The following is a 24,821-nucleotide window of genomic DNA, read 5'->3' on the forward strand; positions in this document are numbered from 1 at the left end:
GGGGCATGATTGCCCTTGTATCTAAAAAAGTAGCGAGGCTCCGATAATGAATGAGCAAAAGAACCGGGCATTCTGTGAGCAGATGGCTGCGGCAACGGTAGAGCTTGGGACACAAGAGGCACTCTTGTATGGCTAGGTACATGATAGCCATCGCACACGATCAGGGAATCTCATTACAGTTTGAGTGCGATCTTGGTTCTTTAGAAGTCCAACCAAATGAAATACTGATAAAACACTAAAAATTACAGGAGTTGGCTATGAGCAATGCACTGAGAGTTATTACAAAACAACTTTCAAAAGAGTCTGATCCCGCGTTCTTAGAGTTTACAGCTCGGATAGTTGAATCTATTGAATTGGTTTTAGGTTATGAACCAACAGTTGAGAAAGTACGCGACTTGTTGGGAAACAAGAAAAAAACCGTAGCCTTGTTGAATTCTAGTCACAATGAGTCCGTTGTTAAGTTAGCTCTGGAGATCTCACAGTACGACGATAGCCACTACGACACATTACTTTCGGCAGGTATGTCTGCTTTAAACCGATACTTGTCAAAGAATAGCGGTTCTGTTTCTGGTTGTATGTTCATGCCTGGAGATATCACTGCGAAAGAGTTGGCCGAACGATTTAACGGAGAATGGATGTTCTTTAGCGATGATAAGAAGCTTTCACTTACTACAGGAGAAATGTCGTGACGGAACAAAACGAAATGGTGGCATTAGATGGCTATAAATTGCATTCCAAAGTAAAGCGCTTTTTTATTTACGTGTTTATAGCTATGGCTGCCCTGAACTTTATTCAGTTGATTACCAATTTTTACTTACCAGAAAAGCTCTTAATTATCGCAAATGGATTCGCATTAATTTGTGCTGTTTTGAGCGTTATTGATAAGGCCCACTTGTGGGAAAAAACAAGCAGTGATGGGGAAGGCCAGTGAATCGACGTAGACTGTATTTTTTGATAGCGTTCTTGGGTTCGTTGGCATTAGTCAGTGCAAAATTGAAATGGCCTGGGTTCATTGTTGGTGGTATGAGTATTGGTTTTGCTCTTCGATGGTTTCTCATCCACCAGCCTCTCAATCAAGATTCTCGCCCGTTAGAACGAATCGTAACGATCTCTGGAATAGGGCTTTTCATGGTTTTGTCCGGTGGCCTTTTTCATCTGGGGGATAATCCTGCCTTTATCGACCTTATGTTTATGTGGGGGTGTGCATCCTCGGGAGTTGCCTTAGCTGAACTGGTTAATGTGAGAAATCCGGATCGAAGTGAGGGAACTCGAAGTGAGCACTAAGATATACAATGGGTTAATTCTGCGCAATACAACGTTAGAGCAGGCACTAACCAAATTATGCTCCTTGCGCTCTGGTTGCGTTGATACGGCCAAAAAAGCCATCGCAAAACTGGGAGCTAGAAAGCTTGCATTTGATGCAGATATCTCGGCAAACGTAACCATGCTCCAAAAGGATAGAAGCTGCCAAACTCTGTCAGATCTGAGAACTATGTTTATCGAGGAAAAGCATAAAGTTTTGGTGGACGGTATTCGTAGTACGGATTGGGACTTCACTTTTAATGTCTGCTTAATTCCCTGGGGACAACATACATTAGGTTTGTACTACGTTGAAAACGATATTGGGTATCGCCAATCCTTAATCGACGTTGGATTTCAAGATTATCATTACCAAAACTCGACAGATAAACCTAACGATGTGACTGATTCAGAATGGAGACAAAGAGAACTCGCTTGGGAATCAGTGTTACCTGGTTGGACAAGACCAATAGAACGCGGTTTGTCTTACAGCGTGGTTGATTGGGATGATTACCAGAGTGCTGTTCATAGTAAAAGTCTGATCCAAGAAAACATCCCTTCACAAAGCATTAGACGCAAGCGAGTGGCGGTAAGTTTGACAGAGCTGGAGTTGACAGCGAGTTTTCCTACTTCATCTGCGTTTGAAATTGTTGAAAAAACCAGAGAGCTATATCCGGATAGAATTGATGACGTATTGCTCGGTGATGTAACGGTAGTACGTTTCTAAAATAGGGGGGGGGGAGTAATGCTGGATTTTTTCTTTATAGGCCCATTAGTCATTGGTTTGGTTTGTTGGTTTAAAGCCCCAAATGAGGAATGGGAGTCACTCGCTAAAGATTTTTCAAAGCGCTGGGCGTTAAGCCTTATAGCTATGATCGCTGCTGCCGCGTTGGGAGGAATAACGATGCCAAATGGACCAGAAAGTAGTGAGTCAGCATGGCTCATATTTGTTGGAATCATTTGGTTTGTATGCATTGTTACGATGCTTTGGGTTGCCCTAACCACACTAATGCAAGCGATTAAATTGAAGAAACAATAATAAGGAACCGAGTATGGCTCACGTAGATCAATATATTGAAGATTGGTTAATGGTGTTCAGAGCTGCGGGTATAAGCGATGAAGTTGCCCAGGAGGAATTTGGCTTGTGGTGTGAAGGGCTCGATGGCGAAATTAGCAATGAGTACACCCAAAACGCACTATCTGTCATCAACGCAGCTGAACAGGCAATTGAAGAACTACAAGGAATTGCTGGGTGAGAAGAAAGCGTTCAAACTGGGTATCCGTAAGTCATTTAAGCGCCTATGCCGCTGATCCATCTAAATTTTGCCAGCACAGAGGACAAGCATACAACTCCGAGGCTGCAAACGCTGGATTAAAGGCTCACGCCCAAGCAGGAAGTGGTAACAGTCTTTTACCGTGGTTAGTGATTATTGTTGTAGCCATATTGGTTGCTATTAACTGGGATTTGTTATGACTGGGGAACTAGTGTTTTTGCTGGTGGCGTCAATCGGCCTATTGATGGTTATTCTCAGAGGGCTGTCCATAAAGAGGCAGTTCCATATGCCTTGGTACTGTATCGTGCTGGGGGCTGATATAGGCGGTTGGAAAAAGCCTTGGTTTATTAAACGCCGAGGAGTCTGCGGAGCCCCTGATGCAGTATTTTTTGATCCATTGCGTTTTAGATACATTGCAGGAGAATTTAAAAGCAGAGCGTTCAATGGGCGAATAACAATCCGTGAAAAGTACCAGCTCACACTTTATACCGGGTTAATTCAGCGATTCTGGCTACCTCAAGCACAGGGTGTCATAGCCTATGGTTGTGGGCGAGTATTGAAGCTGGACTATGATAAGACACTTTTTAAAAAGCTTATGGCTCTTCGAGGCGAAGTCAAATCTGCCAGAAAAAATTGGAGGCCAGTCGATCACAGACCGTTGTATAAGCGATAGACAAAACTTTTTTACAGGGTTAATATATGATTCTGTAATCTGGCTGAGAGGTCAATGTTATGGCATATAACCCAAACAGTGATGAGGTGTGGGGTAAAGAACTAAGGGTGTATAGTTCGATGAGTGAAGCTGACTACCACCGAGTTCTCCAGCAAGGCGCTTTTGCTTATCAAAGTGGAACGCCATACGCAGAAAACCCGCACAATGATCACGAGTCGAAAGCAGCATGGATTGAAGGCTGGCAACTCGCAGCATTTCATGAACGGATGTCTACCACTCGAACCGTGCAATAAGTTTAATTTGATAAACCAGTGCCTGACAGTGTTCGTCGGCACCTTAATAAAGCGTTATTTTATGAAAAAGTTCCTAAATGTTTTCCAGTTGCCTACTGGATATCAAGTACGTATTGGTAAAAAAACAAAGTCTTTCAATGCCGGAGTATCTAGTGATAACGCGCTTAATTCAGCGTTATCCTTTCGCCTGGATATGTATAAACAGGGGGTCTTACCCGCTAATTGGAATGTTGGTTATTTTGAGCCCAATGCTATCAAGATTATTGATCAGGATAAGCAGAAACGTTCACGTTGCACCATCCGAACAAAGACAGATCGGAAGCCCACACACATAGAGGCATATTGGTCAAAGTTCAAAAACCTAGCCGAAGCGCATTCCTTTTTGAAGCGCGAATACAGCAAATGGTGTAGAGAGCACAATGCAATAGCTAAGCTGTATAACCAAAAGCGCAATGAGATTCTGTTCATCTCGGCCCAGAAAGAGAAAGAACAAAAAATATCAATCCTAAGTGATGGCATTAAGTTTGATGCGAAGCTTTGGAACGAGTGTGTGGCCGAATATGAAGGAGTGATGCCTGTTCCTAATACAATCTCTGATCATGTCCAGGTAGAGGCTTATAGTGACAGTGGTGAGAAGGATATCGACCTTAGCCACCATTTCGCTGTTAATGTATCTGATCAATTGGAGCCATACCAGTCTTCCGAAGTTCTCCATGAACTATTGGACCCGGTATACGATATCCTACATGTTGATAACCATGCTGCATTAAAACTAATGCCAGAAGTAAAATGTAGCTACAAAGCTATGCGTGAGAAGTTACGCAAGATTAAGCCAAACCGTAATGTAAAGGGTGCGATTTGTGCTCCATTTTCTATTGAGACAAAGCTTAAATCATCGTTCCTCGATTTTGCCATACCAGCGTACTGGGATGGACTTCCTTTAAACCCATCCAAAACAATCGTTAATCTAGCCAGTCATAATGGGATCATTCAGGCTGCAAGTCTTTTAGCGACAGCTTCATTTATGTTTATGGGCTACATGCAAAAGCAGCGTATGTTGCAATCGGATGAGAATATAGAACTAGAATTTCCTGTGTTCGAAATAAGTGAAAAGATGCTGAATTCTGCAATTGACTCTATCTACCAAGCGCTTCTATTACAAATGGGACGGAAGGCACTGAACTCGATGGGTAAGTGCGAAGAACGATTAAATCTGTGGCATGACGTTGATGTCTGTGACGTCTACGACGATCAGTTTGGAACTGCTGTCCAGATGGGGCAATGGCAGTGCTTTATGCCCCGAAGCAACAACGCGACGTTGCGTAAACTTCAACTATTGGTGCTGGTGGCAAAAATTGAGCATAACCTAGAAGAAGGCTTTGTTCGTCGTCAACTGTCGAAAAGTGGTATCGGAATTACACCCGTTGATAAATTGAAAGATAAGTACAGCCATATTTCTCATGATTCAATTGAGCGATTTGAACAACTCCGGGATCAGCTCTATGTATCCTCAAAGAAATTCTACCCCTTAGTTAACATGAGTTCTTTGCAAACCCCCAAACCTGATCAAGTGTTTATGGCAAGATGCCGTCATTGCGGCCATGTTCCGAATAAAACCATGCGCAAAAAAGATGGGGTCTGGTTTGGAGCAATCCAGTGCCCCAACCATTTAGACGAAGCGGTATCCGGTGAAAGGGAATATGAAGCCGAACTTCATGAATTAGTGATTGAGTGGCAGAAACGTAACCTGAAAAACTTTGATTTTTCTAAGACATATATGTGGGACCTTTCCAGAAAATCATTCTCTACTGAGCTTGGACCTTTCCTCGATGAAGTAAAGCGTCGTCTTTCCGATATGGTTGAGTACAACAGTCTCGCAATATCACTTCCAAAAGAGATCGTAAAGGACAGGCCAGGGAAAAACTTTGCGAAGCGTATCTATGCGAATTATCTCTGGGCGTGTTTTTTCTATGATGCTTATCAAATCAAACTTTCAGAACTAAAGAAGGAGACCGCACGATGAAATCAGGTCTTGAACGGTTGAAGGAAATAGTGACACAAAGTGCGTTTTATCGTTCTCCGAATTATTCCGTAAACGTTAGCTTTAAAGACTTATTCAAACCCGTTGGTGGTTTGCTTGCCTACAATAGCTTGGTGCAAGAGCTAACAGAGGAGATAGCTTTATCTCCTTATGAGATACTTGAAAAGTTAACCCCTGAGTTTCAGCGTTCCAATCAGAAGTGGACGAAAAACATGCAGCAATGTTTCGTTGAAAACCTCTTGTGTGGATGTGAAACGAAAGTACAGCTTTATGATGTGAAAGGCAGGGGGGGAGAGCTGGATGATTCCCTTATCTTAGATGGGTTACAGAGGCTTACCGCTATTGCGGCGTTTCATTCTGGTGAATTCACTGTATTTGATGAACTGTATTGGGAAGACTTAAAATCTGGAGGTATTTTCCCAAGGTTGAATTTGATCGTGAACATCTACCAGTTTGATTCTGATATTGAGGCATGTCGTTTTTACATTCAGATGAATAAAGGAATTACCCATTCTGAGGCTGATTTAGAAACTGCATATTGCTTTATGCGCAAGCACGGTGAAAAAGTCTAGGTAGTCATTATGGTGTGCATTTTAAGGTCTAAACGGATTGAGTCATCTCGTCAGATATCACTTTGTGGAAAAGTTGTATCTGGTAACGGAGCTCATTATAGGAACATCACCGCTGCGAAGAACGGAGCTCAGCCAGTATGCAAAGACTGTTTAAATTCGCTGGGAATGACAAGATATCAATTGCGGCCAACTAAGAAAAAGAAGCCTAAAGTTAAACCAAAAATGGCAAAGAAGGTTTCTAGGAAGGTGCATGAGTCCTCTGCGAGACAGCCAAAGTTCAATAGACAGGATGTGTTAGATAACAAGGAACTGTTTATTGGGTGTGCAATGGTTATGTTAGAACAGCAGGAAAGGTTAGAACAGTTCCTTGAGAATAACGCTAATGCCCAAATTGCACTTGATTACTACTATTACGGGCAAACAGCTAGAATGACTGCTGAAAAGTACAAATCGACGCAGGTCAGCATTCCAAATAGAGCCAGAACGGGTCTAATTACGTTTAGTGAAGAAATTGAATGCAACCCATTAGATTGGGCATCATGGCCCGTACAATCTCTCTGGGAGCTAAAGAGAACGTTATTAAGTATTGCTGTTGAAGCTGTGCCAGAACAGTTAAACAACTAAGAGGAAAAATCATGCACCAGGAAGTAGATCCAAAAGGGCTAACGTGGCCTATTAAACCGTCAATTGTTGTTGATTGATGATTTGGTTGCATGCAGGTACAGTTAATGTGTGCTTATCACCAGAGATCCCACCAGCAGTTTTTTCGCTCAAACAATGTTTTGAAAACGTGCCTTTCAAAAATGAATCTCAAAAAGGCTGGGCTAAGGTGCTTCGTGAAATCGCTGACAACTTAGAACAGAATGACCAATAATAATACCTAGTGGGGTTAGTATGTTGGATTTTGCAGGGATTTGAAAATAAGTACTTTGAAAAGCTTGTTGTTAAAAAAAATATTTTTTCTAATGTCTAATATATATAAAAACTAGGGAGGCTGTTTAGCCCCCCTTGAAATTACAAAATCTAAACAGCAAAAGATTGTTTTACTAGTTCAATGATCTTATCACCAGCATATTGGGTTTTAAACTCAACTTTTATATCTTTACTAATTTGGTTGAACAGCTCTTTAGCGTGTTCAATTTTTCGTTCTTCTTCTTTGCGAAGATTATCTTTTCCATCAACATTTTTCGTCTCAATGATGAAGTTTAGGTAATCACCCGAGTCAGTTTTAACTACATAAGCAAAGTCAGGTGAATAGGAGTAACCTCCAGAAACAGGTATCTTGATTGAGTTTTTAGGTATTTTGGTAGGCTTTGTTGCGTAATTCAGCGGAACTAAATCCAGAACCTACGATCTGATTAGCTACATTCACTTCCTCTCGTAGCCCTATGCCTAAACCTCGTTATAAAACAACCAACTGGAAGCAATACAATCAATCACTCATTAACCGTGGCTCTCTGACCTTTTGGATTGATGAAGAGGCGATAAGCGGTTGGGCGCAAAGCAAACAGAATAAGCGCGGGAGGCCACGTCGGTTCAGTGATTTAGCTATTACGACAGCACTCATGGTGAAACGAGTTTTTTCTATGCCGCTGAGAGCGCTGCAAGGATTTATCGACTCGATATTTAGGTTAACCCATGTACCGCTAAGTTGTCCGCATTACACCTGCATCAGTCGTAGAGCCAAACAAGTAGAGGTCTCATTTAAGACTAAAACGAGAGGAGCGATACAACACCTAGCCATTGATGCAACTGGCCTTAAGGTTTATGGCGAAGGTGAATGGAAAGTCAAAAAACACGGGACGGATGGCAAGCGGAGAGTCTGGCGAAAGCTTCATATTGCCGTCGACACAAACACTCATGAGATCATTGCCGCCGAACTAAGTTTATCAACGGTTACAGATGGCGAAGTACTCCCGAACTTACTGAAACAAACACGCCGAAGTATCCTTGAGGTGTCTGGTGATGGCGCTTATGACACAAGAGCGTGTCACACTGCTATTAAGATTAAGGGAGCCATTGCGCTTGTTCCCCCACGAGAAGGGGCAGCCTTCTGGGAGCGTGGTCATCCTCGAAATCTCGCCGTGGGTTGCCAGAAGTTATACGGCTCAAATAAGTATTGGAAAGAGCGGTATGGATACCACAAACGTTCACTCTCAGAAACAGCGATGTATCGAGTTAAACAGTTGCTAGGAGGGAAACTGAGCTTAAGGAATTACAATGCCCAGGTGGGTGAATCTTACGCGATGATAAAAGCGTTGAACAAGCTTACTAGGTTAGGTATGCCTGAAACTTGTCGTATTGACTAAGAAATACGCGAAACGGGGTTGCTCTATCTCTAAATTTAATTACGCAACAAAGCCCCTTGAAGGCGAGATATATCGAGCTGATTAGAAAGTGTTGTTTTATTTTTTTTAGTCGGCATTCCTCTACTGAAAACGGAACTATGATAGAAGAAATCACTTACAGCATTATTTTCTAAGACATAACTAATGGAGGGGGAGTCTATAAAATCCCTATATAGTATAAACTTAGGGACGTTAACGCTGTATTTAGTTTTTCCACTATGTCTAACAATTGAATTCACTACTCTTTTGGGTAAAAAATGCGTGTTATATATTAGGCTTCGAACTTCAAAATTATCATAGCCTAATGAGTGTAATTTTTTACATTCAGTCTTTAGGAGCTTCTTAATTTCGAATTCATATAGATCTAGGTAACACCTTGTAGATTTATTTAATATTCCTAAAAATAACTTTTCTACTCGTTTTACTTTACATTGTTTGTACAATGGCAGTGCTACAGCGACCCCTAAAGAACTCTTATTTGATAGTGCGTTCACAGGGAAATTGTTGTCGATTCTTGGTTTTTTGTATCTATCTACGCTATTCATGAAATCTGTCGTTGGAGTGGTTATTTCTCTACACTTTTCCTGTTTGAATTTAGCTAAGCTATATAAATAAAGGCTATTAATCACTCTTTGCCTATCATTATCCATCCAGCCTAGATTAAGATACAGGGTGTGGTGTTTGAAAGCAGCTTTGGCGTGTTCTCGGTTATGATACATAATGGACCCTTAAAAATTTAAAATGCTAAATATCACTCTGTTTAATGGATGTTCTAGTGTCAGTGAGCCTATTTGATTATCAGTTATATACCGGGGCCTAAGCCCCGAGACGTTAGTCAAATAACTCTTCCAGAGATTTTTTCTTCCGAGAGTATGGCATCGTCGATTTACAATCAGGATACCCAGTACAACCCCAAAAAGAGCTAGCTCGCTTTTTACCTGGAGCCTTGCCTTTACGTAGGCGCATTGGCTTGCCACAGTCAGGACAATCAGGACAATCCTCAGCAGCAATACGCTTTTCTGGTTTCCCACGATTGTCAGGAAAAGTCTTTTTACATGTCTCGTTCTGACACCCCCAAAAAAAGCCATTTTTCCCTTTTAGTCGCTTCAACTTACCACCACAATTGAAACAATCATGAGTAGGACCTTCCGCATTTTTGAAAGCCTTAGCTAAGATGCCTTCTGGTTGAGTTAGGGTTGGAGCATTCTGCTTGAGTTGTTGGATCATTTGAACAATCCAACCTGAGATTTGCTGCATAAAGACGGACATGTTTCCGTTCCCTGTCGCTATCTTCTCCAGTTCCTGTTCCCAAGCCGCCGTCATGCCTGGGCTTTTGATCGCTGCTGGTACGACAGCAATAAGTGCGTGAGCTTTATCCGTGGCGATAAGGAGCTTTTTCTTTCTCTGCAAGTACCCTTTATCGACCGCACCCTGAATAATGCCTGCACGGGTAGCTGGGGTGCCGAGGCCAGCGGTGTCTTTTAGGACTTGCTTAAACTTTTCTTCTGTGACAAAGCGAGCAATGTTTTCCATCGCGCTTAGTAGTGTGGCTTCGGTGAAATGAGGTGATGGCCGAGTCATTTTGTCAGTGATTACCGAATCATTGATCAAGGCTGGTTCACCCTGGCTAACTTTCGGTAATTTCTCTTGCTCTTTTGGTCCATCAAGATCATCGCCTTCATCTTGAGGGGATGATTCTGCATCATTGTTGAATAGTACTTTCCAACCTTGACGTAAATGTGTTTTGCCGTTGGCCGTGAACGAATGATTGCCGCATTGAACATCAATTGTAGTTTTGTTGAATTCAAAAGGACTGTAGAACTGGGCGATGTAGAAACGACGAATTGCATCGTACAGATTGAACTCTTTTTCGCTCATGGCACTTATGTTGGTTTTGGCCGGAGTTGGAATGATGGCATGGTGAGCGGTGATTTTTTTGTCATTGAACGCTCTTGATGATCTCGATTGGTCTGCTCCAGCCACCAGCCCTGAAACACGCTGATCCGAAAGAATCAGAGCTTGAAGAATATCGGGGATATCCTCTTTCTGTGATTCTGGCAGGTATCTGCAATCTGTACGGGGGTAGGTGGTTGCTTTGTGCTTTTCGTACAAAGCTTGTGCTGCATCAAGTGTTTCTTGCGCACTGTACCCCCAACGTTTGGCCGCGTATTGCTGTAAACTAGTCAAATCAAATGGAAGAGGGGCTGATTCCTTGCCAGCTTTTGTTTCAGCCTTACTTATAAGTGCTTGCGCTCCTTTTACTTGAGCGGCTACTTGCTCTGCATAGGCTTTGTTTGTACATCGCCCTTGATCGTCAGAGCACTCTTCTGGCGGCACCCAGTGAGCAAGGAATTGACCGTTTTGAACAGATACACCGACGTCCATCGTCCAGAACGGTGATGGTTTGAAGTTGGCTATTTCACTGTCTCGCTGGCACACAAGGGCGACCGTGGGGGTGATTACTCGTCCTATATGGAGCGTTTGCCCGAAGCCAACCTCTCTTGCAAGTACTGTATAACAGCGAGACATGTTCATACCCACTACCCAGTCAGCTCGCTGGCGAGATAGGGATGCGTAATAAAGGGGTATCGTCTCCTTGCCATCTTTGATGTTTCGAAGTGCTTTTCTGATACTGCTTTCATCAAGAGCAGTTAAACAAACTCGTTTTACGGGGCCTTGGTATCGGAATCTATCGAGTAGGGAACGAGCGATCGCTTCGCCTTCTCTGTCATAGTCAGTCGAGATATAAACTGTGCTGGCTTTTTTCACCAGCTGCTCGATCACTTTATATTGCTTGGAAGAGCTACGCCTCACCTTGCTACGCCATGATTCAGGAGAAATAGGCAGTGTTTCAAGGGACCATGCTTTATATTTCTCGTCATAGTCATCGGGCATATAGAGTTCTAATAGATGACCAAGAGCCCAGGTTATTGCCCGGCCACTTCCATCATGAATAAAACCGTCGCCGTGCTGAGTTACTCCCATCACAGCTGCGAGGTCTTTTGCTTGGGATGGCTTCTCACAAATGTACAGATCCATTTAAGCGCACTCCTTTGGTTTGAGCGCGATGTCTTGAATACCGTTTTGCTGCGTAGAAAGGTTGGTCAGCTGTTTCCAGTTTTCGGAGGCATCGGCTATTAAGGGGGATTTCTCTGTGCCAGCAATAAAAGCTAGGTTGGCAGAGATAACGACTGCTGCTTCTTCCGGAGTGCCACTTTGTCCGGCCTCAACCAGCATGATGTTCAGCTCATCAAAGAGCTCAGCTTTAGCTTGAAGAACGAGAAGCTCTTCTTCCGTCAACTGAGTATGTGATGAGCTGGTGGTTACTTTATGGCTTTGCATGGGTTTACCACTGTAAATGGGCGAGTAGAACTGCGAACGATCTTGCGCTGTTCATTCGTCATTTTTTGTGATGTGCAAAATTGCGTCCAAGCGGTGAGATAATCTTGGTAAGTGTGTTGTGGCGGATTGCACTGACCAACCAGATCGCTTGGGATACTGCCTGTTTCGCCTTTTTCTTTCTCGATGAACTGCCAATCGCGTTCATCCATGCCATTACCGCTATCACAGAAACGCTCCCAGCGTGATAGTTCGTATAAGGAGTACCCTTTGCCTTTCACACCAGAAGAAAGTTTTTTGTATGCGGAAATGGCATCTTCCATGTTGGAACCATTTTTATCCTTCTGCTGTTTTATCAATGCGCTTTCATTATTCGCGCCGAGACTACTTGTTGGACCTAATACATGGATGTAATCGGGTTTGCGAAATGCTGCTCCACCCAGTCCTAAATCTTCATAAGAAACATTGAGACCACGATCTACACGATCTTGCTTCTTATGTGCTTCGATATCAGCACTGCCACGATTTTCAGCAATATTCAAAAGGAAGTAATAGGCATCGACATCATCATCAGACGCAAGCAGTTTGTCAGCCTTCGCTTCGTAGATAGGAAGGTTCTCTTGAATCCATTGATCTGTCGGCTGCTGAGGAATGCCGTAGCGTTGGTGCAATTCTGCGTTTGTTGGTGGGATATCTTTGGTTGAGGAACACCCAGCCAAAATAGCTAACCCTACAAGTACTACTAATTGCTTTTTAATCATCTGCTTACCCATTGAATTGTTGCTCCAACCATTGTTCATCAATGGTGTCGATTGTCCGGCCATCACTGTTGCTTAAAAGCTTACGAGTAATGACTGTTGTCCAGTTATTAACAAGAGACATGTCAGACTGAGCCTGATGCAAAGCCTCTTTGTCTCCCTGCATGTTGTTAGCGGTTACTGCCTGTGCTTGGCGCTTTAAAGCATCAAGTGCCAAATAGGCAGCATCGGGCAATGTTCTTTCCATACAACTCTCCTGATACCAAATAATGATGCTGTGTATTTTATCTGGTCACTCAATCATCTCTGACGCCTCAAACTGCCCAAAATGGACAGGAGGGGAGATATGAGAAGACAAAAGGGTCTGCGAGCATATACGCACGGAAAAAGCGCAGGTAAATAAGAACCAGATGATAAGTAGTGCCTTTAAAAAATTATTTGGTGGGCGCGGTGAGAAAAAAGTAGAGGTAGTAGCTTCCCAGGTTAGGGATTTAGCTGACGAAGAGATACCTCGATACCCGCCGTTTGCCAAAGGGCTACCAATGGCCCCAGTCGATAAAGTGTTGCAGACACAGAACGAACTTATTCAAAAAATCAGGAGCACTTTAGGTTTTACTCAAGAAGAGTACGACCGTTTAGTCATGCCTGTAATTGGCCGTTACGCGGCGTTTGTTCATTTATTACCAGCATCCGAAGCTCATCATCATCGGGGAGCTGGTGGATTGTTTCGTCATGGGCTGGAGGTTGCCTTTTGGGCGACACAGGCATCTGAGTCAGTTATTTTCTCAATTTCAGGCTCCCCTCGTGAACGAAGAAACAATGAGCCGCGATGGCGTTTGGCATGTTGTTTCTCAGGGTTATTGCATGACGTTGGTAAGCCATTGTCTGATGTTGTGATCACAAACAGCGATGGTAGTAAAACGTGGAACCCATATTCAGAAACTCTGGTTGACTGGGCTAAGCGCCATAATGTGAGTCGTTATTTTCTTCGTTGGAGAGATAGAGAACACAAACGGCACGAGCAATTTTCGCTGCTGACCGTCGAACGAATTTTGACTCCAGAGGCTTTGGAGTTTCTAGCTGATCCCGGTAAAGACATTGTTGAATCCATGCTACAGGCAATATCAGGTCTTAGAATCAATGACCCGGTAACAAAGTTAATGCTTAAAGCTGATGGTGAAAGTGTTTCTCGTGACCTCAAACAGAATCGCCTAGATGTCGATGAGTTTGCTTACGGTGTTCCTGTTGAGCGTTATGTATTTGATGCTTTACGTCGATTGGTTAAAACGGGCAAATGGAAAGTCAATGAGCCTGGCGCGAAGGTGTGGCATTTACATCAGGGTGTGTTCATTACATGGAAGCAGGGAGCCAGTGATATTTATGACTTGTTAACGGAAGATAAAATTCCTGGCATTCCTCGTGATCCAGATACCTTGGCTGATATTTTAATTGAGCGTGGTTTTGCTCTGAAAAACGTATTACCAGAGCATGGCAAAGATGTTTTCTATCGTTATTGGGAAGTTATCCCTGAATTACCTCAAGAAGGGGAAGAAGTCACAGGGAAAATCAAAATGCAGATGCTGCGTCTTGAATCGTCGGAGTTGGTTTTTACCACTGAACCGCCTGCGGCCATCGCGGGTGAAGTTATTGGCGATGAGGACGAACAGGAACTTGATGCCAGTGAGCTTGATGACGATGCACCGGAAGATGGAGATGAGAACTCTGATTCGCTCACCGCTACACCAGAGCCTATTGGTTCTCTTGATGATGGATTCGAAATTCCAGATTTTATGGCAGCACCGCCCTCAACGGACTCTCAATCATCGGAACCGAAAGGTGGCACTTCCACCGATACCAAAACAAGCAAGAATGACGATAAAGCTGATGCCCCAAAAGAACCATCAGCACAAGAAATCGCTCAAACCGCAGCACCATTAGCATTAGACGATCCATTGAAAGGGCTGAAAGATGCTGGTGGGGCATTAGGAGTTTGCGATTTTCCATTCGATGCATTTGGGCTCAATACCGAGCCTGATACAACACAAAAAGACAAAGCTGAAACGCCAAATGTTCCAACAGAACAAAGCGAAGAAGACACATCTTTACCCGGCATAGACAACATTCGCTCGGGCAAGAAGCGTCAGCCTAAAGCATCCGCAAACACGGCAGCATCCTTGTCACCGAATGAGTTTTTTGGCCCTGAACCGAGCGCAATATTTGATGCCCCACCAATGCCGCCAGAGGATATGTTTGCACCAATAGATGCTGTCCCTTTGGATGCCTATGACTACTCCCATGAGATGGAAGAGCGTGAAGAGTTTGTTCCAACAGAACATTTCCAAGATGCAGAGACATATTCTTTCAGCCAGCAGGATAAATCGAGTGATGTTGATGTGCGTGGTCATTTGGAGAATGTTCTAAGTGGATACGGCGCGGCAGAAAGTATTTTAAAAGAAGCCATTATTCCTGTGCTGGATGGACACAAAACATTAGGTGAAGTGCTTTGCTTTATGAAGAAAAAAGCAGTGATCCTTTATCCAGAAGGTGCCCGAGCGCTTGGGGCTCCAGCCGAAGTCTTGAACACGTTATTTGACGCTGGCGCTATCGTGCCTGACCCAGTTCATCCAAACCGGAAGGTTCATGATTTTAGTGGCATTAAAGGGTTGTTACTTTCTTCTGATATCTCAGATGTTATCAAAGCTGCGATAGAACAAGCTGAGAAAGACTTTGACCCAATTCGTGAAGTTAGTGCGCTAAATGATAAACGCCAATCTGGCAAGAAAGCTGAAAAGGCACACTCAGAAAAGAAAGTTAAGAGCCAGAAAACCAACCAATCTACGCCGAAAAAGCCTAAACCTGCAATGGATATTTCAGCATTACTGCCCGGAGAGCAAACAGGTGGCCGCTCATCTGAGAATAAAAGAATCGCACAACAAACGGCACAAGGTAAGAAGGGCACAGCAGCTAAAACTCAAACCGAACAGCACAAAAATGAGAGTGAAAACAGTGCTTCTAATGAGGAAAAGCAAAATGTGTCACGTTTACCTAAGCGCCAAAAACCAAAGACAACGGTAAATAAACCACCAAAAGAAACGCGGCCAGTGAGTCTGGATTTCGATTCTGATTTAGAACTGCCAATGACAAAAGTGGTCGGGCAAATAGATCTAGAAGACGAGGAACCTAAAAAGCCTCAGAAGGCGAAAGAAATTAGTGATGAGGACTTTTTACCTCCTCAGTCTGACATTGATGCAGAGGAGGCCATTAGGCTTCTGAAAGAAATGATAAAAAACCAAAAAGGACGATGGTTAGTCGGTCCGGTCATTAAGGAGGATGGGTGTTTGGTAACAAGCGATAAGGCTCTGGAGAAAGTAACTGGTGAGTGTACGAATCTTAGCAAATCTATGCTGAGAGCATTACTCGCTAGTGGGCAACGACGCCCAAGAATGACTATTCGCCAGGGGAATTTAAGGTTAGAGGTGGAGTAAAGATAGATGAGCATGGATTATGACCCACTTGGGTATGAAATGCCGTGGAGGCCAAATTTTGAAGGTCGTGCAGCGCTAGGGTGGGCAGCTGCCAGCGGTGTGGCCTTGACGGTTAATCAAATGGCAGAGTCAATGCCTCCGGAACCGTTTTATTGGATGACTGGTATTTGTGGTGTTATGGCAATGTCCCGAATCCCAAAAGCCATGATGTTACATCGTCTCCAGAAGCATCTATTTGGTCGTGAACTGGAATTTATCTCTTTAAAAGAGCTAGAAAAAATGATGGCTGGCTCAGAAGATGATATGTGGCTTGGTCATGGTTTTGTATGGGAAAAGCGTCATGCTCAGCGTGTATTTGAAATCATCAAACGTGACTGGCACACCTTTACTGCTCAAGAGCCTTTAATCAAGAAGACGGTTCGCGTCCTTAAAGGCAAAAAGAAAGAAGATCCAATGGGGCAAACATGGATTCACGGTGTTGAACCAAAAGAAGAGAAGTTGATGCAACCGTTGAAGCATACAGAAGGCCACACGCTTATTGTAGGTACAACAGGTTCAGGCAAGACTCGTATGTTCGACATTATGATCACGCAAGCTATCTTGCGCAATGAAGCAGTGATCATTATCGACCCTAAGGGTGATAAAGAAATGAGGGACAATGCAAGGAGAGCTTGCGAAGCTATGGGCCATCCAGAGCGATTTGTTTCCTTTCACCCTGCGTTCCCAGATGAATCCGTGCGATTGGACCCTTTACGTAACTTTAGCCGTGTGACGGAGATTGCGAGCCGTTTGGCCGCGTTGATACCTTCGGAGGCAGGTGCAGATCCATTCAAATCATTTGGTTGGCAAGCACTGAACAATATCGCTCAAGGTCTTGTACTGACTTATGAACGTCCTAGCATTGTTCTGTTGAAACGATTTTTGGAAGGTGGTGCCGCAGGTCTGGTTATCAAAGCCGTACAGGCTTATTCAGCACGAGTTATGGAAGACTGGGAATCAAAAGCAGCACCATATTTGGAAAAAGTGAAAAATGGCAATAGAGAAAAGCAAGCCTTTGCCATGATGAAGTTCTACCAAGATGTTATTCAACCAGAGTTCCCTCACTCAGATTTGGAAGGCTTATTGTCGATGTTCCAACATGACTCGGCACACTTCGGGAAAATGGTTGCTTCACTGCTTCCTATCATGAACATGCTTACCTCGGGTGATTTAGGAAAGATGCTGTCTCCCGATTCAAGCGATGTCGATGATTCCAGGCCAATAAGTGACTCAGCCAAAATAATAAACAATGGCATGGTTGCATACATTGGTCTGGATAGTTTGACCGACAGTATGGTTGGTTCTGCAATCGGCTCTCTTTTCTTATCTGACTTAACAGCTGTTGCTGGTGATAGATACAACTTTGGTGTCAACAATAAGCCCGTCAATATCTTTGTGGACGAAGCCGCAGAGGTGATCAATGACCCATTCATTCAGCTTCTCAACAAAGGTCGTGGCGCGAAACTTCGACTATTTGTTGCAACACAAACATTCGCTGACTTTGCCGCTCGGATGGGGAGTAAAGATAAAGCACTACAGGTTCTGGGAAACATTAACAACACATTCTCATTGCGTGTAATTGATCCTGAAACACAAAAGTTCATTACAGACAACTTACCGAAAACACGTTTGAACTACGTCATGAGAACGCAGGGCCAAAATACGGACGGTGAGCAGCCGATTATGCATGGGGGCAACCAAGGGGAACGGCTTATGGAAGAAGAAGCTGAATTGTTCTCTACGCAACTCCTGGGGATGCTGCCCAACCTTGAGTACATAGCCAAAATCTCTGGGGGGAAGATAGTCAAGGGACGGCTACCTATCTTGACATCTTAATGGCGAAATATGAGTGCGAATAAGTATAAAAATTATGAGGTTACTAGAGTGGTTGATGTGAATCCGCACAAGAAAGTACTAAGCGTGATCCGAAAGCGTGATCGAAAAAATGCACACACACTGGCACTGCTGTTTTTTGATTGGCCTGCAACCAATGATGTGATTGAGCAACTATGTTGTTTCATCACTGATGGGATCAAATCGGATAAGGAGCCAGTGATTTATCCGATTTTGGAAGAGGCATTAGATAAATATAGCGGTGTAGTGTTCCATGCGAACAAACGTAAGTACGAGGACCCGGTAAGACTAGGGGTTTTCTTGGAAACCATCATCACTGAAACAGCTAAAGCGCTAGAAATTGAGATTGAAGATTCACTAGGTAACAAGTGGTCTGTGGAGAAAGGTGAGCCTTTTTCTCACTGGCTTGCAGACCATAAAGGTGAATTATTCATTGTTCCACATCAACATCAGAATGAATGCAAACTTCGCAAGGCTTTGTATCAGTTAGTCGCTAGCGAAAGTGTAAAAACAGTATTAAGGAGAACCAATTATGAAGAAGCCGTTGTGGCTGGTCGCTTGGTTGCTAGTCATTGAAGTCTTGGTGATTCTTTTGCTAGTACCTGGTGATTGGACAGATAAAACAATTCAGCGTGAATCAGAGCTGGTGGAGCAGAACTTAGGCTATGAAGCTAGACAGTGGATTAGTGATACAGCTGGGGACTGGTACAAAACTAGTGTGCTTGATTCTGGCTTTTATGCTGCTATGTATCACACGTTAATTCCAACAGAAGAGGAACGTAGAAAGTCGAAAGGAATGGAGAATATGGGCCAAGCATGGTTCGTTTGGGTGGAGGGGCGAATTGAAGCCTTTACCAATGTAATTTACCAGTTCTACACGCGGTTAGCACTTTTGTCCTCCTGGGCACCGTATCTGCTCATCTTGTTCATCCCGGCGGTTTATGACGGTTTGATGAGTTGGAAGATCAAACGAACCAACTTTGACTATGCGAGCCCTGTTGTCCACCGATATAGCATTCGAGGAACGTTCTTCCTAAGCATGGGGCTGTTTATTACCTTTTTTGCTCCCATAGCTCTAAATCCAATTGTAATCCCCGCTGTGATGATGCTCTGTTGTGTGTTGTTGGGACTTGCATTCGGCAATTTACAAAAACGAGTTTAACCAAAGGATATTCAATATGAAAAAGACTGCTCTAACAATCATTGCCGCATTCATGCTTGCAGGTCCAGCAGTGGCGAAGACAGATAAACCCTATACGGAGGAAGTGGAAACTTTCTTTGAGACCTTCGAACTGATGTGTGAAAGTTGCGCCGAAGTTTCGGAGTTTATGGTTCAGACACTAGAAGAGAAGTGCGATCAACCGATAACCATAGAAAATATTCAGAATGTAACGAAAACACATCCTCTCTATGCATTTCTTCTGGCTATGGGGAACATGAACCCAGATGGAAAACCTCTTAGCTTTCAGTCTGCCGCTGACAACGTGGACTGTAACGATGGAATGAAGTGGGTAGAAAAGACCCAAAGCGCGATGAAAGCAGCATATCAAGAGCAGAAGAAGCAAGCGCAAAACGGATAAGTCACATTACATTGCAAAGGCGGCCATTTGTTGGCCGCTTTTTTGTGTCACTCACTTTCACATGTGAAAGTCTTAATGCTTCCCAAATGGACAAATACAGCGCTGTGAAATGAGCACGAGATCAGGTGAGAATAAAGAAAAATTAAATAGCAATCAGTTGGAGGTTATATGTCTTCTCATACACATACAGCAAATAGCTCTGAACGCTCTGGAGCATCATGGGGCGTAGGGCAAATTATCCTTTGGCAGTTAATCTTTGCCGTAGGTTTCTTTTTTGGTATTCAGTATGGCGATCTTGTTCGCTTGTTTTAACCTTTCACATTACCCGCTCTAAAAACGGCTTTATGCCGTTTCTCTCTTTATAAGACCACTTTTCGCCCAAGTTGCCCAAAAAGGGCGTTAGCCCGTGGCGTGTTTGTTGAAAAAATCTTCCAGAATTGGCGACATTGGAAATTGGAAGAGATATGGAATGAAGCCCGTCAAAATCCCACGTCGTATAGACGAACCGCCGCACATGCTGCTCTGGAGTGCAGATGAGCTGGCTCCTATGCTTCTTGGCCTTGTCATCGGAGTGATGATGGGCAAAGCCTTGATTTTTTTCTTAATCGGCTTGGCCGTGACCAATTTATATCGTCGATTTCGTGATAACCACCCTGATGGCTACATGCTTCACATGCTGTATTGGGGGGGATTCATCGCAACAAAAGCAAAATCTTTGAAAAACCCATTTATCCGGAGGTATTTCCCTTGAATTTAAAGGTGTATTTAAAAACCTGGGAGGGCACTCAGGCTGAAAATAAATGGGGGCGAGTCTTCGTCCTCGGTCTGATCTTCACCGTCTTGCTGCTAGCTGTGAAGTTGTTTAGCAAAGAGACCATTGTGACCGTTCAGCCTTGGACTTTGAATGAAGAAGCTTGGGTATCACAAAAAAATGCCTCTCAATCATACAAAGAGGCGTGGGGATGGGCTCTTGGAACGCTGATGGGTAACGTAACTCCCGGCAACGTTAACTTCATCAAAGAACGTATGGAGCCAATTCTAGCACCGACTATTTATCAAGAGTTTATTGATGCACTTGAAATCCAAGCGCAAGAGATTCAAGCAGACCGAATCACTATGCGATTCGAACCTCGTTTCGTCGAATACGAAGAAACGACTGACAAGGTTTTTGTGTATGGGCACTCCTTTGTTAAGGGGGCTGCTTTTGACGCAAAAGAGCAACGTACAGACAGAACATACGAGTTTGAGCTCCGCGTTTCGAACTATATGCCTGTCCTTGATTATATGACCACGTATGAAGGTCGCCCTCGAACGAAGAGTGTTTTAGACAAATTAGAACGTAAAGAAGAGAGCCGGAGAAAGCGTAATGAAGGTTAATTCGATTGTTTTGGCGCTTTCAATTGCGCTTGGTGTTTCAAGTGCAGTGAATGCATCAGATGATGAAATACCAGTTGTTCCTGTCAGTGTTATGAAGAACAACGTTCCAGCCCCCGTAATCCCTGATTCAGTAGCAAAACAAAGAGCTACAACTACTCAGGCCAATAGCTCGAATTTGGCTGGTGGTTACACTGAAAACTCACAACTGGTTATGGAGCCTGGGGTTAATCAGATCATCCCTATTGCTATCGGTCATCCCAACCGAATCGTTACTCCATTTGGTAAGCCGGAAGTGACGTCAACATCCTTACAGCCGGGGCAAAATAAAGGTGAATGTGGGGAAATATGCATCAAAGAGAATGTTATCTATGTGGCTACGGCAAAAGAATACCCAGTAACCATGTTCATTACAGAAAAGGGCTCAGAAGCTCGTGCGCTGAGTTTAACAATGGTTCCTCAAAGAATCCCACCTCGTGAAGTGTTTTTGAAGCTCGACAATAACAGCTTAATACCTGGCATGTTTGCAAACAACAAAGCTAAAAGCTGGGAGCAAAGTCAGCCATATATCGAAACACTTCGAACAGTATTCAGAAAACTGGCTCTTGGTGAAATCCCTAATGGCTACTCCATGAATCGAACTCCAAGCAATGTTCAATTACCTCAGTGTGCGCAGCCTGGTATTTCAGTCAATTTTGCAAATGGACAAATGATGATGGGGCATCATTTGACTGTATTTGTAGGTATTGCTCGAAACGTCACAAGTGAACCTATTGAGTTCAAAGAGCAATCTTGCGGAAACTGGAGTGTTGCTGGTGTGACTTCATGGCCGCATAAGGTTCTTGAGCCAGGTCAGAAAACCGAAGTGTACGTGGCAGTAAAACAGCGCGAGAAAACCGAATCGGCTACTCGTCGTCCTTCACTGTTGAGCGGAGGAATGTAAACGATGATTAATATGAATTGGTGGAACGAGCTCGATCCAAACAAAAAGCGTTGGGTTGCTGTTGCAGGTGGTGTTTTCGTTCTGTTTGTGGCTGTGAGTCTTTTTTCTGATGAAGGTACAAGTGACTCCAGCAATAAAAGTCGTAAAGAAACCATCCGTCACGTATTAACTGACAAGGGCACTCGTGAAGCGGGTATGGATGCATTGGTTGGCAATCTTAAAACAACGAAAGCTGAACAAGAACAACTGCGACGTGAACTGGACAAAGTAAAACGTGAACTGGAGAACACTAAGTCGAAGGCTGGTGCATCAGTTGATATAGGTAAGGAACTCGAACAGCTGAAACGCGATGTTAAGGAGCTTTCTCAAGAAAATAGAAACTTAGCGCGAGATTTAGAAAAAGCTCAGAAAGACGCTGAAAAACGTTCAGGGAAGCCTACAGCTGGTGGCGCTGAAACTGGTTTGACAGAGGAACAGGGCGCTCAACAAGCTGGTGGATACACCTCTACCGAAAAGCTTGATTACAAGGACCCTAATGAGTTCTTTAAGAAAGCTCCACTACCAGCTAACTCTCACAGCAAACCAACGGGTAAGGAATCGGATAGATCAGGTAAACCTACCGCTCAACCGGGCATTCGAATTGTTAACTACACAGAATACAACGAAGCAGAAGAGAAAGCGGCGGAAGAGCAGGAGGACCAAGACAACTCTATCTACTTACCTGCGGGTTCAATTCTTACTGGTGTAACGATCACTGGTATGGATGCTCCTACCGCAAAGGGAGCAAGAAAAGACCCTTTCCCAGCAACAATTCGACTCCAGAAGGAAGCTATTTTACCTAACCGATTCAGAGCCGATGTTCGTGAGTGTTTCTTGATTGTATCCGGTTACGGCGATCTGAGCTCAGAAAGGGCATATCTACGAGGCGAGGTTATTTCCTGTGTTCGTGAAGACGGCGGCGTAATTGAGTCTCGCTTGGACGGATATGCAGTGGGTGAAGATGGTAAAGCTGGTGTACGTGGCCGCTTAGTATCTAAACAAGGTGCAATGATAGCCAAATCTTTGACGGCTGGTTTCTTGAGTGGCTTTGCTCAAGCGCTTGATACAAACCCAGTTCCAGTTATCAACACTAATCCAACAGACACACCTGTATATCAACACGTGTTCAATGAAAACACTATGCAGAGTGGTATATCAAAAGGCGCATCAAGTGCGATGGAGAAGGTTGCTCAGTTTTATCTTGATATGGCTGAGGGAATGTTCCCTGTAATAGAGGTCGATGCAGGTCGTCAAATTGACGTAATTATCACCAAGGGGCAGCAACTAAAACTTAAATCGCAGGGGACAAAATAATGACGAAAAAAACACAAAAGCTGACCAGAAAGGGCAGTTTCACAGGGGGCTTTCCAATGGTTAAGCCCATAAAATCTACAGTGTCGATGATTTTGGGCAGCGCTTTATTGCTATCAGGCTGTACCTCAATCGGCAGTGATGAGTATAGCTGTTCAGGTATTCCTGATGGTGTTCAGTGTATGTCAGCGCGAGATGTCTATGCGGCGACAAACGATGGCAATATCCCACGCTCAGTAAAGCCTGGAGAAGAGCCTGTTTCTGTTCCAGGAGAGATAGCCAACTCATCATCGACGGGAGATTCAGTGATAGACAATTACGTCACACCGCGCCTCCCGAATCGTCCGGTGCCTATTCGTACTCCAGCACAGGTCATGCGCATATGGGTAGCCCCTTGGGAGGATACCAATGGTGACTTGATTGTGACTGGGTACGTTTACACCGAAATAGAACCGCGCAAGTGGGTAATTGGGGAAGGGACTCAACAAGATGTACCTATGCTCAAACCCTTGCAAACGATAAAACCCAAAGCTAATTCAGAAACTAAATAGGAGAACTTAGCAAAATGAACGTCACATCCACATCAAACAATAAAGTCAACCTTTTGTTCTGGGTGGCGTTGGCTCTGGTGATCAGTTTTATGTTTGCCAATCAAGCCCACGCTGGTACAGGCGGTACAGAATTTGATGATATCTGGACCACCATTACTGACTGGACTCAAGGTACGCTTGGCCGAATCATCGCAGGTGCAATGATCTTGGTAGGCATCGTTGGTGGCATCGCTCGTCAAAGCTTGATGGCATTTGCGATGGGTATCGGCGGCGGTGTCGGCTTGTACAACAGCCCTACCGTTGTTGAATCTATCATGACAGCAACTCTTGAAACTGCTGACAAAGTTGCCCCAGTTGCAATTCAACTAAGCAACGGATTAGGTATGTGATTTCATACGTAACAGTACTTTGTAAGTACTTGATATAACGGGCAGTTGAATATCTCAACTGCCTTTTTTAAGATTGAAAATCAGGAAAAAAATCATGGAAATCACAAATAAGGCTAACAATAAAGCCAATCTTCTTTTCTACGTCGGTTTAGTAATGATCGTTGGACTTATGTTTGCGAACCAAGCTCACGCTGGTACTGGTGGTACAGAGTTCGATGACATTTGGACCACCATCACCGACTGGACTCAAGGTACACTGGGTCGCATCATTGCTGGTTCAATGATTTTGGTAGGTATCGTTGGTGGTATCGCTCGTCAAAGTATCATGGCATTCGCAATGGGTATCGGCGGTGGTGTTGGTCTATACAACAGCCCTACGGTTGTAGAAGCGATTATGACAGCTACATTAGAGTCAGCTGAAAAAATTGCTCCAGCAGCTATTCAGTTCAGTAACGGCTTAGGGCTATAAGGTCTCAATACTCACTTTAACCCCTCCTTTTATACTTGGCATTTTTGGTTTCAGTCGTCAGAAAATGCCAAGTGATTTCCCTCCCAGAAAAACGCTTTAAAAACGCTCAAATTGGGCAGTTACACAGTCTGTGTATAGCCGATTACTCCAGTAACCTCCTGTATTGGGTTCTTGTAACCCTATTCAATAG

The 24,821-nt window shown here is 43.8% G+C and carries 30 protein-coding genes; 24 read left to right on the forward strand and 6 right to left on the reverse strand.

The features are described 5' to 3' along the window. Positions 1 to 257 precede the first annotated feature (257 nt). From R7P69_RS16660 to R7P69_RS16705, 10 genes are all read left to right on the forward strand, one after another. Positions 258 to 689, forward strand: coding sequence for a hypothetical protein (locus R7P69_RS16660; protein WP_046224216.1), 432 nt, complete (start codon positions 258 to 260; stop codon positions 687 to 689). Further along, on the forward strand, positions 686 to 931 hold the full coding sequence (locus tag R7P69_RS16665; protein ID WP_014386686.1) for a hypothetical protein: 246 nt from the start codon (positions 686 to 688) through the stop codon (positions 929 to 931). The genes R7P69_RS16660 and R7P69_RS16665 overlap by 4 nt, the downstream gene beginning before the upstream one ends. 342 nt (positions 932 to 1,273) lie before the next feature. Further along, on the forward strand, positions 1,274 to 2,026 hold the full coding sequence (locus tag R7P69_RS16670) for a hypothetical protein (protein WP_046224215.1): 753 nt from the start codon (positions 1,274 to 1,276) through the stop codon (positions 2,024 to 2,026). 18 nt (positions 2,027 to 2,044) lie between these two features. After that, entirely contained in the window at positions 2,045 to 2,338 is a 294-nt protein-coding gene (locus tag R7P69_RS16675; RefSeq protein ID WP_032073016.1) for a hypothetical protein, read from the forward strand. A gap of 13 nt (positions 2,339 to 2,351) precedes the next feature. Further along, complete coding sequence (locus R7P69_RS16680; protein ID WP_014386690.1) at positions 2,352 to 2,555, forward strand: hypothetical protein; 204 nt, start codon at positions 2,352 to 2,354, stop codon at positions 2,553 to 2,555. 214 nt (positions 2,556 to 2,769) lie between these two features. Then, complete coding sequence (locus tag R7P69_RS16685) at positions 2,770 to 3,246, forward strand: hypothetical protein (RefSeq protein ID WP_046224213.1); 477 nt, start codon at positions 2,770 to 2,772, stop codon at positions 3,244 to 3,246. 59 nt (positions 3,247 to 3,305) lie between these two features. Continuing rightward, the gene (locus R7P69_RS16690) at positions 3,306 to 3,539 is read left to right on the forward strand and encodes a hypothetical protein (RefSeq protein ID WP_014386693.1); all 234 of its coding nucleotides are present in this window, start codon (positions 3,306 to 3,308) and stop codon (positions 3,537 to 3,539) included. 61 nt (positions 3,540 to 3,600) lie between these two features. Then, the gene (locus tag R7P69_RS16695) at positions 3,601 to 5,562 is read left to right on the forward strand and encodes a hypothetical protein (protein ID WP_014386694.1); all 1,962 of its coding nucleotides are present in this window, start codon (positions 3,601 to 3,603) and stop codon (positions 5,560 to 5,562) included. Further along, on the forward strand, positions 5,559 to 6,152 hold the full coding sequence (locus tag R7P69_RS16700; RefSeq protein WP_276415819.1) for a hypothetical protein: 594 nt from the start codon (positions 5,559 to 5,561) through the stop codon (positions 6,150 to 6,152). Before R7P69_RS16695 ends, R7P69_RS16700 begins: the two co-directional genes overlap by 4 nt. A gap of 291 nt (positions 6,153 to 6,443) precedes the next feature. Further along, positions 6,444 to 6,776 carry a hypothetical protein gene (locus R7P69_RS16705; protein ID WP_133305456.1) on the forward strand — a complete coding sequence of 111 codons (333 nt, stop codon included), beginning with the start codon at positions 6,444 to 6,446 and terminating at the stop codon, positions 6,774 to 6,776. 399 nt (positions 6,777 to 7,175) lie between these two features. Here the strand turns inward: R7P69_RS16705 and R7P69_RS16710 are convergent, their stop codons facing one another. Then, the gene (locus R7P69_RS16710) at positions 7,176 to 7,496 is read right to left on the reverse strand and encodes a hypothetical protein (protein ID WP_313885153.1); all 321 of its coding nucleotides are present in this window, start codon (positions 7,494 to 7,496) and stop codon (positions 7,176 to 7,178) included. Positions 7,497 to 7,540: 44 nt separating this feature from the next. On the opposite strand from R7P69_RS16710, the gene R7P69_RS16715 reads away from it, so the two are divergent. After that, positions 7,541 to 8,461 carry an IS5 family transposase gene (locus R7P69_RS16715; protein ID WP_159408532.1) on the forward strand — a complete coding sequence of 307 codons (921 nt, stop codon included), beginning with the start codon at positions 7,541 to 7,543 and terminating at the stop codon, positions 8,459 to 8,461. A gap of 35 nt (positions 8,462 to 8,496) precedes the next feature. On the opposite strand, the gene R7P69_RS16720 is transcribed toward R7P69_RS16715, so the two are convergent. The 5 genes from R7P69_RS16720 to R7P69_RS16740 form a co-directional block, all read right to left on the reverse strand. After that, the gene (locus R7P69_RS16720) at positions 8,497 to 9,219 is read right to left on the reverse strand and encodes a hypothetical protein (protein WP_014386699.1); all 723 of its coding nucleotides are present in this window, start codon (positions 9,217 to 9,219) and stop codon (positions 8,497 to 8,499) included. 112 nt (positions 9,220 to 9,331) lie between these two features. Further along, positions 9,332 to 11,539 (reverse strand): DNA topoisomerase 3, encoded by a 2,208-nt coding sequence (locus R7P69_RS16725; protein WP_014386700.1) that lies wholly within the window; start codon positions 11,537 to 11,539, stop codon positions 9,332 to 9,334. Next, complete coding sequence (locus R7P69_RS16730; protein ID WP_014386701.1) at positions 11,540 to 11,842, reverse strand: hypothetical protein; 303 nt, start codon at positions 11,840 to 11,842, stop codon at positions 11,540 to 11,542. It abuts the gene before it with no gap. Then, entirely contained in the window at positions 11,824 to 12,600 is a 777-nt protein-coding gene (locus R7P69_RS16735) for a hypothetical protein (RefSeq protein WP_128740496.1), read from the reverse strand. Before R7P69_RS16735 ends, R7P69_RS16730 begins: the two co-directional genes overlap by 19 nt. A 4-nt stretch (positions 12,601 to 12,604) precedes the next feature. Further along, entirely contained in the window at positions 12,605 to 12,844 is a 240-nt protein-coding gene (locus tag R7P69_RS16740) for a hypothetical protein (RefSeq protein ID WP_014386703.1), read from the reverse strand. 163 nt (positions 12,845 to 13,007) lie between these two features. On the opposite strand from R7P69_RS16740, the gene mobH reads away from it, so the two are divergent. From mobH to traA (R7P69_RS16805), 13 genes are all read left to right on the forward strand, one after another. After that, positions 13,008 to 16,082, forward strand: a complete 3,075-nt coding sequence (gene mobH / locus R7P69_RS16745; protein WP_014386704.1) for a MobH family relaxase — start codon at positions 13,008 to 13,010, stop codon at positions 16,080 to 16,082. Between the two features lie 6 nt (positions 16,083 to 16,088). After that, entirely contained in the window at positions 16,089 to 17,957 is a 1,869-nt protein-coding gene (gene traD, locus R7P69_RS16750) for a conjugative transfer system coupling protein TraD (RefSeq protein WP_084735634.1), read from the forward strand. A 9-nt stretch (positions 17,958 to 17,966) separates the two neighbouring features. Then, positions 17,967 to 18,551 (forward strand): hypothetical protein, encoded by a 585-nt coding sequence (locus R7P69_RS16755; RefSeq protein WP_046224205.1) that lies wholly within the window; start codon positions 17,967 to 17,969, stop codon positions 18,549 to 18,551. Further along, on the forward strand, positions 18,508 to 19,137 hold the full coding sequence (locus tag R7P69_RS16760) for a DUF4400 domain-containing protein (protein WP_014386707.1): 630 nt from the start codon (positions 18,508 to 18,510) through the stop codon (positions 19,135 to 19,137). The genes R7P69_RS16755 and R7P69_RS16760 overlap by 44 nt, the downstream gene beginning before the upstream one ends. A 16-nt stretch (positions 19,138 to 19,153) precedes the next feature. Beyond that, the gene (locus R7P69_RS16765; RefSeq protein ID WP_014386708.1) at positions 19,154 to 19,555 is read left to right on the forward strand and encodes a hypothetical protein; all 402 of its coding nucleotides are present in this window, start codon (positions 19,154 to 19,156) and stop codon (positions 19,553 to 19,555) included. A 168-nt stretch (positions 19,556 to 19,723) separates the two neighbouring features. Continuing rightward, positions 19,724 to 19,867 carry a hypothetical protein gene (locus R7P69_RS16770; RefSeq protein WP_153274586.1) on the forward strand — a complete coding sequence of 48 codons (144 nt, stop codon included), beginning with the start codon at positions 19,724 to 19,726 and terminating at the stop codon, positions 19,865 to 19,867. A gap of 157 nt (positions 19,868 to 20,024) precedes the next feature. Continuing rightward, complete coding sequence (gene traL / locus R7P69_RS16775) at positions 20,025 to 20,306, forward strand: type IV conjugative transfer system protein TraL (protein ID WP_014386709.1); 282 nt, start codon at positions 20,025 to 20,027, stop codon at positions 20,304 to 20,306. After that, positions 20,303 to 20,932: a TraE/TraK family type IV conjugative transfer system protein gene (locus R7P69_RS16780; RefSeq protein ID WP_014386710.1), complete on the forward strand. Its 630-nt coding sequence runs from the start codon at positions 20,303 to 20,305 to the stop codon at positions 20,930 to 20,932. Before traL ends, R7P69_RS16780 begins: the two co-directional genes overlap by 4 nt. Beyond that, positions 20,922 to 21,872: a type-F conjugative transfer system secretin TraK gene (locus R7P69_RS16785; protein WP_014386711.1), complete on the forward strand. Its 951-nt coding sequence runs from the start codon at positions 20,922 to 20,924 to the stop codon at positions 21,870 to 21,872. Before R7P69_RS16780 ends, R7P69_RS16785 begins: the two co-directional genes overlap by 11 nt. 3 nt (positions 21,873 to 21,875) lie before the next feature. Next, complete coding sequence (locus R7P69_RS16790) at positions 21,876 to 23,225, forward strand: TraB/VirB10 family protein (protein ID WP_014386712.1); 1,350 nt, start codon at positions 21,876 to 21,878, stop codon at positions 23,223 to 23,225. Then, the gene (gene traV / locus R7P69_RS16795; RefSeq protein WP_014386713.1) at positions 23,225 to 23,773 is read left to right on the forward strand and encodes a type IV conjugative transfer system lipoprotein TraV; all 549 of its coding nucleotides are present in this window, start codon (positions 23,225 to 23,227) and stop codon (positions 23,771 to 23,773) included. Before R7P69_RS16790 ends, traV begins: the two co-directional genes overlap by 1 nt. A 14-nt stretch (positions 23,774 to 23,787) precedes the next feature. Then, the gene (gene traA / locus R7P69_RS16800; protein WP_014386714.1) at positions 23,788 to 24,162 is read left to right on the forward strand and encodes a TrbC/VirB2 family protein; all 375 of its coding nucleotides are present in this window, start codon (positions 23,788 to 23,790) and stop codon (positions 24,160 to 24,162) included. A 94-nt stretch (positions 24,163 to 24,256) separates the two neighbouring features. Beyond that, positions 24,257 to 24,631 carry a TraA family conjugative transfer protein gene (traA, locus tag R7P69_RS16805; RefSeq protein WP_109320306.1) on the forward strand — a complete coding sequence of 125 codons (375 nt, stop codon included), beginning with the start codon at positions 24,257 to 24,259 and terminating at the stop codon, positions 24,629 to 24,631. The last annotated feature ends 190 nt before the right edge of the window (positions 24,632 to 24,821 follow it).

Source organism: Vibrio sp. 661 (assembly GCF_033339315.1).
In the GTDB taxonomy this organism is placed as follows: Bacteria; Pseudomonadota; Gammaproteobacteria; order Enterobacterales; family Vibrionaceae; genus Vibrio; species Vibrio alginolyticus.